This is a genomic window from Vibrio sp. 1457, assembly GCF_033340195.1.
GTDB lineage: Bacteria > Pseudomonadota > Gammaproteobacteria > Enterobacterales > Vibrionaceae > Vibrio > Vibrio alginolyticus.
In genome coordinates, this window is the sequence record NZ_JAWOWA010000021.1 from 1 (window position 1) to 17,677 (window position 17,677).

Annotated in this window: 15 protein-coding genes; 8 read left to right on the top strand and 7 right to left on the bottom strand. The window is 46.6% G+C overall.

All coding sequences use genetic code 11. The features are described 5' to 3' along the window. Positions 1-43: 43 nt before the first annotated feature. Genes hemG through R7Z41_RS18395 form a run of 3 tightly spaced genes read right to left on the bottom strand, consistent with a single transcriptional unit; the run spans position 44 to position 2,708 of the window. On the bottom strand, positions 44-571 hold the full coding sequence (gene hemG, locus R7Z41_RS18385) for a menaquinone-dependent protoporphyrinogen IX dehydrogenase (RefSeq protein WP_054577148.1): 528 nt from the start codon (positions 569-571) through the stop codon (positions 44-46). A 9-nt stretch (positions 572-580) separates the two neighbouring features. Next, on the bottom strand, positions 581-2,038 hold the full coding sequence (locus tag R7Z41_RS18390; RefSeq protein ID WP_005378893.1) for a TrkH family potassium uptake protein: 1,458 nt from the start codon (positions 2,036-2,038) through the stop codon (positions 581-583). 46 nt (positions 2,039-2,084) lie between these two features. Next, positions 2,085-2,708, bottom strand: coding sequence for a YigZ family protein (locus tag R7Z41_RS18395; RefSeq protein WP_005378891.1), 624 nt, complete (start codon positions 2,706-2,708; stop codon positions 2,085-2,087). A 261-nt stretch (positions 2,709-2,969) separates the two neighbouring features. On the opposite strand from R7Z41_RS18395, the gene fadB reads away from it, so the two are divergent. From fadB to R7Z41_RS18410, 3 genes are all read left to right on the top strand, one after another. Beyond that, positions 2,970-5,141: a fatty acid oxidation complex subunit alpha FadB gene (gene fadB, locus R7Z41_RS18400; protein WP_065274983.1), complete on the top strand. Its 2,172-nt coding sequence runs from the start codon at positions 2,970-2,972 to the stop codon at positions 5,139-5,141. Between the two features lie 14 nt (positions 5,142-5,155). Beyond that, positions 5,156-6,331, top strand: a complete 1,176-nt coding sequence (gene fadA, locus R7Z41_RS18405; RefSeq protein WP_006743176.1) for an acetyl-CoA C-acyltransferase FadA — start codon at positions 5,156-5,158, stop codon at positions 6,329-6,331. Positions 6,332-6,583: 252 nt separating this feature from the next. Then, positions 6,584-7,564, top strand: a complete 981-nt coding sequence (locus tag R7Z41_RS18410; protein ID WP_054730021.1) for an MDR family oxidoreductase — start codon at positions 6,584-6,586, stop codon at positions 7,562-7,564. Positions 7,565-7,616: 52 nt separating this feature from the next. Here the strand turns inward: R7Z41_RS18410 and R7Z41_RS18415 are convergent, their stop codons facing one another. Next, positions 7,617-8,561: a LysR family transcriptional regulator gene (locus R7Z41_RS18415; RefSeq protein ID WP_017821924.1), complete on the bottom strand. Its 945-nt coding sequence runs from the start codon at positions 8,559-8,561 to the stop codon at positions 7,617-7,619. Between the two features lie 168 nt (positions 8,562-8,729). Further along, the gene (locus R7Z41_RS18420) at positions 8,730-8,912 is read right to left on the bottom strand and encodes a hypothetical protein (protein WP_005378880.1); all 183 of its coding nucleotides are present in this window, start codon (positions 8,910-8,912) and stop codon (positions 8,730-8,732) included. 133 nt (positions 8,913-9,045) lie between these two features. Here R7Z41_RS18420 and tusA point away from each other — a divergent pair, with 133 nt between their 5' ends. Continuing rightward, positions 9,046-9,294, top strand: coding sequence for a sulfurtransferase TusA (tusA, locus tag R7Z41_RS18425; RefSeq protein ID WP_225478062.1), 249 nt, complete (start codon positions 9,046-9,048; stop codon positions 9,292-9,294). 44 nt (positions 9,295-9,338) lie between these two features. Here tusA and R7Z41_RS18430 read toward each other — a convergent pair whose 3' ends face one another. Then, positions 9,339-9,599: a hypothetical protein gene (locus tag R7Z41_RS18430; RefSeq protein ID WP_005378878.1), complete on the bottom strand. Its 261-nt coding sequence runs from the start codon at positions 9,597-9,599 to the stop codon at positions 9,339-9,341. Between the two features lie 160 nt (positions 9,600-9,759). Further along, complete coding sequence (locus R7Z41_RS18435; protein ID WP_005378877.1) at positions 9,760-10,314, bottom strand: TMEM165/GDT1 family protein; 555 nt, start codon at positions 10,312-10,314, stop codon at positions 9,760-9,762. Positions 10,315-10,798: 484 nt separating this feature from the next. On the opposite strand from R7Z41_RS18435, the gene glyQ reads away from it, so the two are divergent. From glyQ to R7Z41_RS18455, 4 genes are all read left to right on the top strand, one after another. Continuing rightward, positions 10,799-11,716 carry a glycine--tRNA ligase subunit alpha gene (gene glyQ / locus R7Z41_RS18440; protein WP_005451074.1) on the top strand — a complete coding sequence of 306 codons (918 nt, stop codon included), beginning with the start codon at positions 10,799-10,801 and terminating at the stop codon, positions 11,714-11,716. 13 nt (positions 11,717-11,729) lie between these two features. Next, on the top strand, positions 11,730-13,796 hold the full coding sequence (glyS, locus tag R7Z41_RS18445; RefSeq protein ID WP_005378875.1) for a glycine--tRNA ligase subunit beta: 2,067 nt from the start codon (positions 11,730-11,732) through the stop codon (positions 13,794-13,796). Positions 13,797-14,013: 217 nt separating this feature from the next. Beyond that, positions 14,014-16,098 (top strand): alpha-amylase, encoded by a 2,085-nt coding sequence (locus tag R7Z41_RS18450; protein ID WP_065274982.1) that lies wholly within the window; start codon positions 14,014-14,016, stop codon positions 16,096-16,098. 229 nt (positions 16,099-16,327) lie between these two features. Beyond that, positions 16,328-17,581, top strand: a complete 1,254-nt coding sequence (locus tag R7Z41_RS18455; protein WP_042523899.1) for a valine--pyruvate transaminase — start codon at positions 16,328-16,330, stop codon at positions 17,579-17,581. Positions 17,582-17,677: the final 96 nt, after the last annotated feature.

The window sequence follows — 17,677 nt, forward strand, 5'->3', positions numbered from 1 at the left end:
CGGATAAATTTGCATCAAAAGCGGTCAAAAGAGCACGTTATTTCTACAGTTCTCTGAATTTATCTGCGAAAAGAGCCACTTTTTCCCAATTGGTGTACTCCACCTCTTTGGTCGTATCAGTTTCGCCACCCGTCATCGACATAATGAACCTAATCATAGTTCTGTCGAACCAGCTGTAACGTGGGTAATAAAGTGCACCAGCAAAAACACCTATTAGCGTTGGTTTCCAAGGCGACTTAATTAGGAACTTGTGAATGTAGGCACTACCTTCAGGTGTATCCTTTCCTTGGTCCTCTTTACGAGCGGTTAGGTTTACGCAGAAAAATGCCACTTTATTTTGCTCCAATTGATTGAGGTTTCGCTCAATAAACTGGTATAGCTTTTTATTAAGATGGCCATAGCGAATAGAGGCGCCTATCAATACTCTGTCGTATTGGCTGAAGTCAATCGTCTCGACATTATGTAAATCCACCAGCTCACAATCGAAGTCTGGAAGTTGTTCATCTATATAGTGGAGAATTTTTTTAGTCTGCCCTTCGCGGGAAGAGTATAGAAATAATGCTTTTGCCACGATTTCCCCTTAGCTACGCCAAAACGTCGGCGTAAGTAGAATAAGTAAGGTAAAGATTTCCAAACGACCAAACAGCATAGAAACTATCAATACCCATTTTGCTTTGTCGTTAACATCACCAAAGTGCAGCGCTACTTCTCCCAAGCCAGGACCGAGGTTGTTCAGAGTCGCAGCCACCGCCGAGAACGCACTGAGCTCATCCATTCCTGTTGCAATCAACCCCAACATACAAACCACAAATACCAATGCGTATGCGGAGAAGAAACCCCAAACTGCATCGACAACACGTTGCGGTAGGGCACTGCCACCCACTTTGATGGTGTAAACCGCACGAGGGTGCACCAAACGTTTTAGTTCACGCGCACCTTGTAAGGTAAGAAGCAGGATACGGATCACTTTCATGCCGCCGCCTGTTGAACCAGCACAACCACCTATAAAGGAAGAGAACAATAACAGCACAGGTAAGAAGAGCGGCCAATCCGCAAAACCTGTTGTCGTAAAGCCCGCTGTTGTGGATATTGATACAGTTTGGAACAGAGCCTGATCGAAAGCATCGTATGTCGATGTGTAAGAGTGATGTTTCAGTAATAATAGAAAGCAAATGATAAATAGCAGCACTTGAATAAACAAGAAGGCGCGAAACTCAGGATCTTTCCAGTAATACTTGGGATGTACGCCACCTGATGCAAATGCAGCAAAGTGCAGTGTGTAATTACATGCAGATATAAGCAGAAAAACCACCGTAATCAGGTTAATCGCGTAACTATCAAAGTATCCGATGCTGGCATCGTGGGTAGAGAAGCCACCAATGGCAATGGTGGAAAAGCTGTGACTGATGGCATCAAATGGCGTCATACCAGCTAACCAAAAAGCCGAAGCACAGGCGATAGTCAGGCTCAAATAGATGTACCAAAGCGCCTTAGCAGTTTCTGCTATGCGCGGCGTCACTTTAGTATCCTTGACTGGACCTGGGATCTCGGCGCGGTAAAGCTGCATACCACCGATGCCAAGTACTGGCAAAATCGCCACCGCTAATACGATGATTCCCATACCGCCGAACCACTGCAGTAACTGTCGATAGAATAGAATCGCTTTAGGTAACTCATCCAAACCAACAATAACGGTCGCCCCGGTCGTCGTGAGAGCAGAAAACGATTCAAAAAACGCATCTGTCACTGAGACGTTCGGATTGTCAGCAATGAGAAAGGGGATCGAGCCTGCACTGCCAAGTACTGTCCAGAATAAGACGACAATAAGAAAGCCATCTCGAGCTTTAAGCTCGTGCTTATACCTGCGGTTTGGGTACCAACAAACGGCCCCACAAAACAGCAGAACAAAAAATGTCGTGACAAAAGGCACACCAGCACCATCTCGATAGATCAGCGCAACGAGTGCTGGCGCAAGCATAGTGACACTAAAGAGTGCGAGCAGTAGCCCGACGATTCGAATAATTGAACGAAATTGCATGGATAAATTGACTAGCGAAGCTGTCCCTGTTGCTTCCTGTTTTTCATTATTGTCCGTCTAGCGGAGTGACAATTGCCTTTGCCCCGCTTTTATTGATGATTGCTTGGGTAAACGCGCTCACTTCTCGAAGCTCAATTTCCACCACTAATACGACCTGATCGCTGTATTCAGCCTCGACTTCTATCGCACCAAATTGCGGCATGATTGATTGTGCGATAGGCATAAACCCATAGTCTAACGTTAGTCTGAGCTTTGTGGTTATTTTTTTCTCAATAGTTTGAAGCAGCTTGAGCGCTTGTTGAACCCCACCCCCATACGCTTTAACCAAGCCGCCTGTACCTAACTTGATTCCACCAGAGTATCGCGTGACCACAGCCGTGATCTCCCCCACCCCAGATCCAGACAGCTGCGCCAGGATTGGTTTGCCTGCCGTACCTGAAGGTTCTCCATCATCACTAAAGCCCCACTTCATCGAATCTTCTGGTCGACCAGCAACAAAGCCCCAACAGTTATGTCTAGCATCAGCGTGTTTAGCTTTGATTTGATCAACAAATGCTTTTGCAGCTTCGATACTTGGCGTGTGTGCCAAATAAGTAATGAAGACGCTCTTTTTAATTTCTTCTTCAAATTGAGCGGGCTCTGCTGGAATCAGATAAGGCTTGTCATTCATAGGATTATGGATTCATGTCTATTTGCCTGAAGTCTATCACGAGTGTGATTTACCCGTCGCATAAGATCTGCCACAGCGCACAATGTTAAACACTTGTTTAAAAAATGTATTGAAATTAAACAATCCACGATCCAAACTAACTTTACTGGTCAAACCAGAACAAAAATAAAACGACTTCCTCGATACCTATTTGCCGAGGTACACGGCGTCGTTGAAATAGGTATACAGACAATCCACGATTGTATGTCATGGAGATAGACAATGATTTACCAAGCCGAAACCCTACAGGTAAAGGAAATACAAGATGGTATTGCAGAGCTAAACTTCTGCTCTCCAAAATCCGTCAACAAACTCGACCTAGCGACATTAGAATCGCTAGATAAAGCTCTTGATGCGCTCATTGCCCATCAAGGCCTCAAGGGGTTGTTGCTCACTTCAGATAAAGACGCATTCATTGTAGGCGCGGACATTACCGAGTTTTTAGGTCTGTTTGCTAAAACGGATGCCGAGCTCGACCAATGGCTGCAATTTGCTAATAGCATCTTTAACAAATTAGAAGACTTACCCGTTCCGACCATCTCAGTGATCAAAGGCCACGCTCTTGGTGGCGGTTGTGAATGTGTGCTAGCAACAGACATGCGTATTGGTGACAAAACCACCAGCATCGGCCTACCAGAAACGAAACTGGGAATCATGCCTGGCTTTGGTGGTTGTGTACGCTTACCTCGCGTTATTGGCGCAGACAGCGCAATGGAAATAATCACCCAAGGTAAAGCATGCCGAGCTGATGAAGCATTGAAAATTGGCTTACTCGATGCAGTTGTAGAGCCTGATGCTTTATACGAATCAGCACTACAAACTCTTAACTCTGCAATTAACGAGAAACTTGACTGGCAAGCACGCCGAGCACAGAAAACATCTCCGCTAACGCTGAGTAAGCTTGAATCAATGATGAGCTTCACCATGGCGAAGGGTCTGGTGGCACAAAAAGCAGGTCCTCACTACCCTGCCCCAATGACAGCCGTTATCACGATTGAAGAAGGTGCTCGCTTTGCACGTAATGAAGCGTTAGACATTGAACGTAAGCACTTCGTGAAACTGGCTAAATCGGAAGAAGCAAAATCACTCGTTGGCCTATTCCTTAATGATCAATACATCAAAGGCATTGCGAAAAAAGCAGCGAAGTCAGCAAGTAAAGACACGCGACGTGCAGCCGTATTAGGTGCAGGTATCATGGGTGGCGGCATTGCTTACCAATCAGCGCTAAAAGGTGTGCCAGTCTTGATGAAAGACATCGCACAAGCGTCGCTCGACCTAGGCATGACTGAAGCATCTAAGCTGCTGAATAAACGCTTATCTCGCGGTCGCATTGATGGCTTTAAGATGGCGGGTATTTTAGCGTCAATCACACCGAGCTTACATTACGCAGGTATTGAGAACTCTGATGTGATTGTTGAAGCTGTCGTTGAAAACCCGAAAGTAAAAGCAGCAGTTTTAAGTGAAGTTGAATCCCATGTCGGTGACGACACCGTTATCACCTCAAACACCTCAACGATTCCTATCAACCTATTGGCAAAATCACTAAAACGCCCAGAAAACTTCTGTGGTATGCACTTCTTCAACCCAGTGCATCGTATGCCTCTTGTTGAGATCATCCGTGGTGAGCACACCTCTGATGAAACCATCAATCGTGTTGTGGCGTATGCTGCGAAAATGGGCAAATCACCAATTGTCGTTAATGACTGCCCAGGGTTCTTCGTTAACCGCGTATTGTTCCCATACTTTGGCGGCTTCAGCATGCTACTTCGTGATGGTGCTGACTTTACGAAAATCGACAAAGTCATGGAGCGTAAGTTTGGCTGGCCGATGGGACCGGCGTACTTGCTTGACGTAGTCGGCATTGATACCGCGCACCACGCACAAGCTGTGATGGCTGACGGTTTCCCTGAGCGTATGGGTAAACAAGGTCGTGATGCGATTGATGCACTGTTCGAAGCAGACAAATATGGTCAGAAAAATGGTAATGGCTTCTACAGCTACACCATAGATAAAAAAGGTAAGCCGAAGAAAACCTTCTCCGAAGCGATCTTACCGGTACTTGCTGACGTTTGTGCCGATAAGCAGGACTTTGACGATCAGACCATCATTCAACGTATGATGATTCCAATGATCAACGAAGTGGTGCTGTGCCTACAAGAAGGCATCATCGCGACTCCGCAGGAAGCAGATATGGCATTGGTTTATGGTCTTGGTTTCCCTCCATTCCGCGGTGGCGTATTCCGCTATCTAGACAGCGTGGGTATTGCTGAATACGTTGAAATGGCAAAACAACACGCCGAGCTAGGTGCGATGTACCAAGTACCGCAAATGCTGATTGATATGGCGGCGAAAGGTGAAAGCTTTTACGGTGCACAACAGCAAGGTTCTATCTAAGGAGGGATTCTAAAATGACTAATCAAACAAGAAATGTTGTCGTAGTCGATTGTCTACGTACTCCAATGGGTCGCTCTAAAGGTGGTGCTTTCCGTCATACACGAGCAGAAGATCTATCTGCGCGCCTAATGAAAGGCATTCTTGCGCGTAACCCACAAGTGAACCCAAGCGAGATTGAAGACATCTACTGGGGCTGTGTACAGCAAACACTAGAGCAAGGCTTTAACGTTGCACGTAATGCCGCGCTACTCGCGGGCCTGCCGATTGAAATTGGCGCCGTGACGGTGAACCGCTTGTGTGGTTCATCAATGCAAGCGCTTCACGACGGTACACGTGCCATCATGACTGGCGATGCTGAAATCTGCCTAATTGGTGGCGTTGAGCACATGGGGCATGTGCCAATGAACCACGGTGTAGACTTTCACCCAGGTATGTCAAAGAACGTAGCAAAAGCTGCGGGCATGATGGGCTTAACGGCTGAAATGCTTGGTAAATTACATGGCATTAGCCGTGAGCAACAAGACGAGTTTGCCGCTCGCTCTCACGCTCGTGCGCACGCAGCAACCGTAGAGGGTCGTTTTAAAAACGAAATTCTACCAATTGAAGGCCACGCCGCTGACGGCACCCTGTTCACTCTAGATTACGATGAAGTGATTCGCCCTGAAACATCCGTTGAAGGTCTATCTCAACTTCGCCCAGTGTTCGACCCTGCAAACGGTACAGTAACAGCCGGTACATCATCGGCTCTGTCCGATGGTGCATCAGCGATGTTGATCATGAGTGAAGAGAAAGCTAATGAACTTGGCTTGAAGATTCGTGCACGTATTAAAGGCATGGCCATTGCGGGCTGCGATCCTTCTATTATGGGTTACGGTCCTGTACCTGCGACGAAAAAAGCGCTCAAGCGTGCCGGTCTTTCAATTGAAGACATGGATGTGGTTGAGCTAAACGAAGCATTTGCCGCGCAGTCTCTGCCGTGTGCTAAAGACTTAGGCCTGCTTGATGTTATGGATGAGAAGGTCAACCTTAACGGTGGTGCGATAGCATTGGGTCATCCACTAGGCTGTTCTGGTTCACGTATCTCAACAACGTTGATCAACCTAATGGAAGCGAAAGACGCGAAATACGGTCTGGCCACCATGTGTATCGGTTTGGGTCAGGGCATTGCGACAGTATTTGAACGACCATAACAGTTCAAGACGTTGTTGTAGTGATCGAGCCAACAATCATAAGCAAATGAACTAGTACTAAAATTTTTAGTATTACACTTAAGGGCGACAATTGATGTCGCCCTTTTTGTTTTACATCAAACATGCATGAAGAGCATACATTAAATGCTCAAGTTTCATTTTATTCATAGACAAAGAAGACATACACTTAGACCAGTTGATATCTTGCTGCATGTGACCCAGAGTCATGCTACCGCACAATCGGAGAACCTTATGTTTAATGCTCTAGTTCTAAATCAAGAAGACAAACGTACTATCGCTAACATCGAGCAAATCGATGAAACACAACTGCCTGAAGGCGACGTTCTGATTGACGTTGATTACTCATCGTTAAACTACAAAGACGGCCTTGCGATCACAGGTAAAGGTAAAATCATCCGTAACTTCCCGATGGTGCCAGGTATTGACTTAGCAGGTACGGTAGTAAGCTCAGAAGACGACCGCTACCAAGCTGGTGACAAAGTTGTCCTTACTGGCTGGGGCGTGGGTGAAAACCACTGGGGTGGTATGTCTCAGCGTGCTCGTCTAAAAGCAGATTGGCTAGTACCACTACCAAAAGGTCTAGACAGCAAGAAAGCAATGATGGTTGGTACTGCTGGCTTCACTGGCATGCTATGTGTTCAAGCACTGCTTGATGCAGGCATCAAACCTGAAAATGGTGAAATCCTTGTAACTGGCGCAAGTGGCGGTGTAGGCTCAGTCGCAGTAACGCTTCTAGCACAGCTTGGCTACAAAGTTGCTGCAGTGACAGGTCGTGTAGAAAAAAATGGCCCGCTACTTGAAAAACTAGGTGCTAGCCGCATCATCGACCGTACTGAATTTGAAGAACCAGCACGTCCACTTGAAAAGCAAGTATGGGCAGGTGCGGTTGATACTGTAGGCAGCAAAGTACTGGCTAAAGTATTGGCGCAAATGGATTACAACAGTGCAGTTGCAGCTTGTGGTCTTGCAGGTGGTTTTGATCTACCAACCACAGTGATGCCGTTCATCCTACGTAATGTTCGCCTACAAGGTGTGGACTCAGTAATGTGCCCAACAGAGAAACGTATCGCAGCATGGGAAAAGCTGGTCGAGCTACTACCAGACAGCTACTTCGAGCAAGCGTGTACTGAAGTTGCTCTTACTGAAGCACCGAAATATGCAGAAGACATCACCAACGGTCAAGTAACGGGTCGTGTGGTTATCAAGCTATAAACACTGACTCAGTGTAAACAGACGAAGAGCCGGCATTGCTGGCTCTTTTTTGTTAGCAGTTCAGTCCCATATCTTCGATACGTTTAGCTATCAGACGGCTACACTCTTCACGCACAATCGTTCTTAACCATTCTTGAGCGGGAGAATGCTCGCAACGCGCATGCCAAATCATCGAGTATTCAAACGGCGTGAATTGGAATGGTAACGGTTTCACCACCAAGTCATAACGCTCGGCAACCAGATACGCCAAGTCCGCTGGCACTGTGATGATAATTGGCAAGGTATCCATGATCGCCAATGCGGCTTCTAAATGATAAGCCCGCAGAACCATTTTACGCTTAGGTTTCTCCATCAAAGCTTGTTCGATCAGTGCCTTAACACCATCACTGATGGCGATCATGGCATGTGGATGACTCAGATAATCATCCAAGCTCATTTCTTTATTCGCTAATGGATGCTGTTTTGAAAGCATACACAGCACCCCCACTCGCCCCAACACTTCACTGCGTAGAGGCTCCACCGGGCCTGTCGGGCGACAAATCGCTAAGTCTGCACCTTCATAAGTGAGCTGATCTGATAAACGGTCGTGTTGCAGTGGTAAGAAGTTGAAAGACACATTTGGTGCTTCTTGGTAAATTCTCGGCAAAGCGAACGGTAATATCGTTTGCATGGCATAATCGGTGGTCACGATGTTGAAAGTCTGTACGCATTGCAATGGGTCAAACTCAACCGGAGATAACAACTGACGTAAAGACTCTAATGGCTCGCCCAATGAGCGATCGATCTCTAACGCTTTCTGAGTTGGGATCAAATGCTGTCCCTGACGAGTAAACAGCGGGTCTCCCAATAAGTCGCGTAGACGACCAAGCACACGACTCATTGCCGATTGACTCAAGTTCAGACGTGTTGCCGCCTTACTGACACTGTTTTCTTCTATCAGTACTCGCAACGCAACCAGTAAATTTAAATCTCGGCGATAGATATCTTCCAGTTCCACGAATTAGCCACTTATTTTGTATGTGTTTGGGTAAATTGTACTCTTTAGGCAAAAAAAATCCCGCCTTTCAGCGGGGAAGCCCAAGAAAAATGGGGATAGTGTCGGAATGAAGTGTCGGTAAAAAATAGGTGAGCGTTATTAAAAGCATTCTGATCCAAGCAAGAAGCGCTAATTTTCTTGCTCAGATGCGCCAGACCATCTGCGCATCTCGATCCAAATCCCAATAATAGTGGCAACCATGCCTACGAGAGGCGTCAAAGAGGTGTCAGCTGGCGTCCTAAGTACCAATGCACAGAACGAGATAAAACACAGCACTGAGTAAATCGTAAGTCTGTCTAACGCTGTTAACATTGCCTCTCCCTTGCCAGTTGTTACCAAATTGTTAATTTAAGGTAAAACAAAAATTTCGGTTTGCCAAGTGGTTATTGAATATTTTTTCAACGAAAGTAAAATTCAACGCTCAGTTAGTTACGAGAATCACACTATGAGCTTTAATCCTGAACTGGCAAACAAGACATTAGAGGCGCAAGGACTGCGCTGCCCAGAGCCAGTGATGATGGTCAGGAAGACAATTCGCAACATGCAAGATGGTGAGATTTTGCTGGTCAAAGCAGACGATCCATCCACGACTCGAGACATTCCGAGTTTCTGCCTCTTTATGGACCACCAGTTAGTTGCGGCACAAACGGAGCAAGTTCCGTATCAGTACCTGATCAAGAAAGGATTGGAATAATCTGGTCGAACTAAAAACGGCAGCCTATATTGGCTGCCGTTTGTTTATTCGTCGTATTCGAGTGTGCGAACTTCTGATTGGAGCTTGTTAAGTTGTTTCTTCATTGCCCGCATCTCTTCATGCATAGGAATGATGTGAGCGACACGAATCCACGCTTCTACTGTCAATCCAGTAAGAACGAACGATCCTGCTACAATCGGTAACCACATATCAGTTAGCACCATCGCTAGTAAACACAGCGCTAAACCAAAAGTGAATAAATAACTCTGACTCTTCGGGGACATCCCCATGTAACGTGTAAGCATAAACTTGCCCTCTCGCTATCATTCACACCATTAAACTACCATGACAAGTATGACACTTATATGTCATCCGTCACGCAACGGAACGATTTAGAGTCAGAGTTTGAACTCGCGCAGCACGCCACTAATGATTGATAACTCACATCATTTCACGTGCAAAAAATCAGAACAGTGCAGCCCCTATTGCCAGAGCAATAAACAAAAATGCGGTGATTTTACGGATCAGCCCTAAAGGCATCTTGTCGGCCGACAATTTACCAATCAGGACCACAGGAACATTCGCCAGCAGCATACCGATTGTGGTACCGATAATCACCAAACTTAACGCATCCGCGTATTGCGCCCCTAAAATGGAAGTGGCGATCTGAGTTTTATCGCCTATCTCCGCAACGAAGAACGCGATAAAGCTGGCAATAAATGGGCCTCGATTAGAAATCTGCTCGTCATCATCCAGTTTGTCCGGGATCAGAACCCAAGCCGCCATCGCGACAAAACTGACCACCAGCACCCACTTTAAAATCTCAGGTGATAGATAGTCTGCGACAACCACACCTAACCATGCAGCCAAAGCGTGGTTGGCAATAGTTGCCAAAAAGATTGCTGCAATAATTGGGATTGGTTTTCGGTAACGACTTGCGAGTAATAGAGATAGCAATTGGGTCTTATCGCCAATTTCTGCTAACGCTACAGTAGTAATTGAAATAGCTAAAACGCTCACGACATGCTCATTGGGGCAGGGATTATTATTTTTAACCGAAGACAAACCTCACGCCCCTACCCCGGTTCGTGATGATTTGTCTAAGGTCTTGCTAAACTTGAAAGGCTTCAAGTCTCGAACGCCATGGTGATTTTGCACCAATTATGTTGACGGACGAACCAGATGAAACAGAAACTTCATCAGGTAAGCTACTCCCCAAAGACAGGCGCAATTCTAGCCACCTTTGTTGCGCTTCTCAAGAGCCAAAGCAGGCAAAAACTCCCTTTTAGGAAAAATACAGCAGATAACGCGGTAAAAATTCATTAAAGGAGAAAATCGCCCACGAATTAATCAAGATTAGCTCTACTCCCATGCTCAATATCTGGTTATACTAGATTGTTAATTTATTCAACCGTAATTACTCTTTATCGCCGTTGTTAGAGTTGAAAAACTCGGCATAGATGACGAATTAACGAGTAACAAGAGAATCGCGCGAACCTGACTTATGCAAAAATACGATATCAAAACCTTCCAGGGAATGATCCTCGCGCTGCAGGATTATTGGGCTCAAAATGGTTGTACCATTGTTCAACCGCTAGATATGGAAGTGGGTGCGGGTACCTCTCACCCAATGACCTGTCTACGAGCGCTTGGCCCAGAGCCAATGTCGACAGCTTACGTACAACCTTCACGTCGTCCTACTGATGGCCGTTACGGTGAAAACCCTAACCGTCTTCAGCACTACTACCAATTCCAAGTAGCGCTAAAACCATCGCCTGACAATATTCAAGAGTTGTACCTTGGCTCCCTTGAAGTTCTTGGTATTGACCCTCTTGTACACGACATCCGTTTCGTAGAAGACAACTGGGAAAACCCAACACTAGGCGCATGGGGTCTGGGCTGGGAAGTTTGGCTAAACGGCATGGAAGTGACTCAGTTTACTTACTTCCAGCAAGTTGGTGGTCTTGAGTGTAAGCCAGTAACTGGTGAGATCACTTACGGTATTGAACGTCTAGCAATGTACATCCAAGAAGTAGACTCTGTTTACGACCTAGTTTGGAACATCGCGCCAGACGGCAGCAAAGTGACTTACGGTGACATCTTCCACCAAAACGAAGTAGAGCAATCAACTTACAACTTCGAGCACGCAGACGTTGATTTCCTATTTGGTTTCTTCGAACAGTGTGAGAAAGAGTGTAAAGAGCTACTTGAGCTTGAAAAGCCACTGCCACTACCTGCTTACGAGCGCATTCTAAAAGCTGGTCACGCATTCAACCTACTAGACGCGCGTAAAGCGATCTCAGTAACTGAACGCCAACGTTACATCCTACGCATCCGCAACCTGACGAAAGCAGTTGCAGAAGCATACTACGCATCGCGTGAAGCTCTTGGCTTCCCAATGTGTAAGAAAGAACAAGCGTAAGGGGTAGAGTAACATGGCAAAAGAATTTCTAATCGAGCTAGGTACAGAAGAGCTACCACCAACGCAACTTCGCACACTAGCTGAAGCATTCGCAGCAAACTTCGAAGCTGAACTAAAAGGCGCTGAGCTTGCTCATGAAGGCGTGAAATGGTTCGCGGCACCTCGTCGTCTTGCACTTAAAGTCGCAGCACTAGCAGACAGCCAATCTGACAAAGTTGTTGAAAAACGTGGTCCTGCGGTTTCTGCAGCGTTTGACGCGGAAGGCAACCCAACAAAAGCGGCTCAAGGCTGGGCACGCGGTTGTGGCATCACGGTTGACCAAGCAGAGCGCATGGTAACAGACAAAGGTGAATGGCTACTGTTCAAACAAGAAGTGAAAGGTCAGCCAACGTCTGAGATCGTCGTTGAACTTGCAGCGAAAGCACTAGCAAACCTACCTATCGCAAAACCAATGCGCTGGGGCAACAAAACGACTCAATTTATCCGTCCAGTTAAGACGCTAACCATGCTAATGGGCAGCGACCTAATCGAAGGCGAGATCCTTGGTGTTGCTTCTGACCGCACTATCCGTGGTCACCGCTTCATGGGTGAGCAAGAGTTCACTATCGATTCTGCTGAGCAATACCCTGCGATTCTAGAAGAGCGCGGTAAAGTAATGGCAGATTACGAAGCGCGTAAAGCAATCATCCTAGCTGACGCACAAAAAGCGGCAGCAGCGGTTGGCGGTATCGCTGACCTAGAAGATGACTTAGTAGAAGAAGTAACGTCTCTGGTTGAATGGCCAGTAGTACTAACAGCGAAGTTCGAAGAAGAGTTCCTAAAAGTGCCTTCTGAAGCGTTGGTTTACACCATGAAGGGTGACCAAAAGTACTTCCCTGTTTACGACGAAAACAAGAAGCTACTACCTAACTTCATCTTCGTATCGAACATCGAATCAAAAGAGCCTCGTTACGTAATCGAAGGTAACGAGAAAGTAGTTCGCCCTCGTCTTGCTGACGCAGAGTTCTTCTTCAACACAGACCGTAAGCGTCCGCTTATCGACCGTCTGCCTGAACTAGAGCAAGCGATCTTCCAAAAGCAACTGGGTACGATCAAAGACAAAACAGACCGCATCACAGAACTTGCTGGCTACATTGCTGAGCAAATCGGTGCTGACGTTGAGAAATCAAAGCGTGCTGGTCTACTAGCAAAATGTGACCTAATGACCTCAATGGTATTCGAATTCACGGATACTCAAGGTGTTATGGGTATGCACTATGCTCGCCACGACGGTGAAGCAGAAGAAGTTGCAGTAGCACTGAACGAGCAATACATGCCTCGTTTCGCAGGTGATGAACTGCCATCAAACGGCGTTTCAACAGCAGTTGCAATGGCAGACAAGCTAGACACTATCGTAGGTATCTTCGGTATTGGTCAAGCGCCTAAAGGCAGCGACCCATTCGCACTACGCCGCGCATCTCTAGGTGTACTACGTATCATCGTTGAATACGGCTACAACCTAGATCTTGTTGACCTAGTAGCGAAAGCGAAGTCACTATTTGGCGATCGCCTAACCAACGACAACGTTGAGCAAGACGTTATCGAGTTCATGCTTGGTCGTTTCCGCGCTTGGTACCAAGACGAAGGCTTCAGCGTAGACATCATTCAAGCAGTTCTAGCGCGTCGCCCGACGAAACCAGCAGACTTCGACCAACGAGTTAAAGCGGTTTCACACTTCCGTGAACTAGAGGCAGCAGAGTCTCTAGCAGCAGCGAACAAACGTGTAGGTAACATCCTAGCGAAATTCGACGGCGAGCTAGCAGCAGACATCGACCTAGCTCTTCTACAAGAAGACGCAGAGAAAGCACTAGCAGAAAGCGTTGAAGTAATGACTGAAGCGCTAGAGCCAGCATTTGCTACAGGTAACTACCAAGAAGCCCTAAGCAAGCTAGCTGACCTACGTGAACCAGTTGATGCGTTCTTTGATAACGTAATGGTAATGGCAGACGACGAAGCACTTAAGAAGAACCGTCTGACACTACTGAACAACCTGCGTAACCTGTTCCTACAGATCGCAGACATTTCTTTGCTTCAAAAGTAATTCATTACTCTTCGAAGTGATTAAGAAATAACTAAAAGGGAAGCTGATGCTTCCCTTTTTTGTTGCCTTCAAACCGATGAAGGTGACGCTTATTATTCATTTTGTGAACAAGACTAAAATTTGTAGGGTGAGACGCGTTTAATTTGTTGGTGTAGAGCTCGGATTGTAGAGGCACAGTTTTGCTATAACTGGACTGTTTATTCGGGGGAAGGACACAATGAAAAAAACAATTCTCGCACTCTCTATCGGTCTACTGAGCGCCTGCAGCCAGATACCAGAAAATGCCATCGTATTAAACGTTGGTGATGACACTGCTGTTTTTGAGGAAAACTCACAAGGCTTACTTGTCGCTGAGCAAAAACTCGAAAAAGGCAGCTACACCTTTACCATTGCCGACAGTAATCAAAGCTGTGGCAGTAGCTTTGCCTTAGCAGAAGAAGATCGCATCAAATTCAATCGTCCATTAAAAATGGATAACTGCGCCACTGACGCACAAATGCCGCTGCGCATCTTCAAAGCCAATACCTATCAATTTACGCTCAATCCAACCACCAATGAGCTGACGGTAAAAATCAAACCAAAACAGAGTCAGGACATCACCTACTCTTGCCCTGTCGCAACTGACACGCCAAAAACCATCAACGTTGCCCAAACCTTTAATGATGGCACTGTCGTTCGTGATGCCTTAACCGGACAAGAAACCACTGTCGCCAATGGCAGCGTCACCATGCAACCGGGTCCTATGAGCCAAGGTCTATTGCTGCTAGAAGAAGTTGAACAGCAAGCCGACAAACCGTTCAGTTGGGACAATGCGACGGTGTACTTCGTCATGACCGACCGCTTCTACAATGGCAACCCAGACAACGACAACAGCTACGGTCGCAGCAAAGACGGAAAATATGAGATTGGTACCTTCCACGGTGGTGACTTATCGGGTCTAACGAAAAAACTCGATTACATCGAATCACTTGGTGTCAATGCTATCTGGATAACCTCACCACTGGAACAAATCCACGGCTGGGTTGGCGGCGGCGATAAAGGCGACTTTAAGCACTACGGCTACCACGGCTACTATCACCAAGATTGGACCAAGCTTGATGCCAACATGGGTACCGAAGATGAACTCAGAACCTTCGTCGATACTGCCCATAAGAAAGGTATCCGCGTGATTTGGGATGTGGTCATGAACCACACAGGTTATGCGACATTAGCAGACATGCAGGAATTCGGATTTGGTCAGCTTTACCTTGATGACCAAGAAGCCAAAGAAGTCCTTGGTGAAAAATGGACCGACTGGCAGCCAAAATCAGGACAAAGCTGGCACAGCTTCAACGACTACATCAAATACGGTGATAGCGAAGCGTGGGATAAATGGTGGGGCAAAGATTGGATCCGCACCGATATTGGCGACTACGATGCTCCGGGCTACAACGACATCACCATGTCTTTGAACTACCTACCGGATCTAAAAACCGAATCGACTCAGAAAACCGGATTACCAAACTTCTTCCGCAATAAAAACACCAATGCGCAAGATGAGCTACAAACCCCACGTGAACACCTGATTACCTGGTTATCCGATTGGGTGCGTGACTATGGCATTGATGGCTTCCGCGTTGACACTGCAAAACACGTTGAAATGGAAGCGTGGGCAGAGCTGAAAGCCAGCACCACCCAAGCGCTTGCTCAATGGAAGCAAAACAACCCGGACAAAGCCTTGGATGACCTACCTTTCTGGATGACAGGTGAAGTGTGGGCACACAGCGTAGTGAAGAGCCCGTATTTCGATAACGGCTTCGATTCCATCATCAACTTCGAGTTCCAATCTGATGTAGCACCAAAAGCGCTGAAGTGTTTCGCTCAACTTGATAATGATTACCGCCGCTATGCAGAGCGCATCAATACCGATCCTGAGTTCAATGTGTTGAGCTACCTGTCTTCACACGATACACAACTGTTTTGGTCAGCTCGCAGCCGCAGCTTTGATGACCAAGCACGTGCGGCAAATGCTCTGATGCTGGCTCCGGGTGCAGTACAGATCTATTACGGTGATGAGATAGCTCGTGATTTTGGCATTACTGGTTCAGACGCCCACCAAGGCACACGCTCAGATATGCCATGGGATAAGATTCATGGCGAACGAGAAGATCTACTGCAACATTGGCAAAAGTTGGGTGAATTCCGTAAACGCCACCCAGCAGTTGCTCAAGGTAAGCACATCACTCGCCACCAAGAAGGTTACTACGCGTTTGAACGCCAATACCAAGACGACAAGGTGTTGATTGTTTACACCGGTGAGTAAATCACACTCTCTCCACCAGCAAGGGAAGCATAAGCTTCCCTTTTTTATTGTTCTTTTTGCCCTTTTGTCTCGTTCCTCTGGTCTGATGACGCACTTTTTTCTTTTTCGGCTTAATTCACACTTTGCGTTAATTACACATTGAGGTAAGGTCAAGGATTACTCGATAAGCCGATAAAACATCGGCATAAACATACACAAAGCAATCACAATGAATTAGGTATAAGTCAGCATGCAGTTCTCAAAGTTTGGTGAAAAATTTAATCAGTATTCAGGTATTACGCAGTTAATGGACGATTTGAATGATGGTCTGCGCACACCAGGTGCCATCATGCTCGGTGGAGGTAATCCTGCCGCCATTCCTGCCATGCTCGATTACTTTCACCAAGCCAGTGAGGAAATGCTCGCCAGTGGGGAGCTCGTCGCCGCCCTCGCCAACTACGATGGCCCGCAGGGTAAAGACGCGTTCGTCAAAGCGCTAGCTCAGTTATTCCGTGAAACTTACGGCTGGGATATTTCCGAAAAGAACATCAGCCTAACTAACGGTAGCCAGAGTGGCTTCTTCTACTTGTTCAACTTGTTGGCAGGTAAACAGCCAGACGGTTCGCACAAGAAAGTGCTACTGCCTATCGCACCTGAATACATCGGTTATGGTGATGCTGGCATTGATGAAGATATCTTTATCTCTTACCACCCAGAAATCGAGCTGTTAGATAACGGTCTGTTTAAATACCACGTCGATTTTGAGCAGCTAACCGTCGACGACTCTGTTGCGGCAATCTGTGCATCTCGTCCAACCAACCCAACGGGTAATGTACTGACAGACGAAGAAGTACGTAAGCTGGACAAGCTAGCACGTGAGAACAACATCCCGCTGATCATCGATAACGCCTACGGTCTACCTTTCCCGAACATCATCTTTGAAGATGTCGAACCGTTCTGGAATGAAAACACCATCCTATGCATGAGCCTATCTAAGCTTGGTTTACCGGGCGTGCGTTGTGGCATTGTGATTGCGAGTGAAGAAATCACGCAAGCATTAACCAATATGAACGGCATCATCAGCCTAGCGCCGGGCAGTGTTGGTCCAGCGCTGGCAAACCATATAATTGGCAAAGGTGATCTGCTTAAACTGAGTTCAGAGGTGATTAAGCCGTTCTACAAGCAAAAATCACAACGAGCGGTTGAACTGCTCCAACAAGCAGTTACCGATGAGCGATTCCGCATCCACAAGCCGGAAGGCGCTATCTTCTTGTGGTTATGGTTTGATGAACTGCCAATCACAACAATGGAACTGTACCAACGCTTGAAAGCGCGTGGCGTATTGATTGTCCCTGGTGAATATTTCTTTATTGGTCAGCAAGACGAGTGGGATCACGCGCACCAATGCCTGCGTATGAACTACGTTCAAGATGATGAGATGATGCAAAAAGGCATTGCGATTATCGCTGAAGAAGTGGAAAAGGCTTACCGCGAAGGTAAATAGACGGATTGAACTCAGCCGTTCTTCTCTTTGAAATTACAGCTTTAAAATAGCGGATTTGAAAACCCCAAACTAAAAAGAGCGCCCATATGGCGCTCT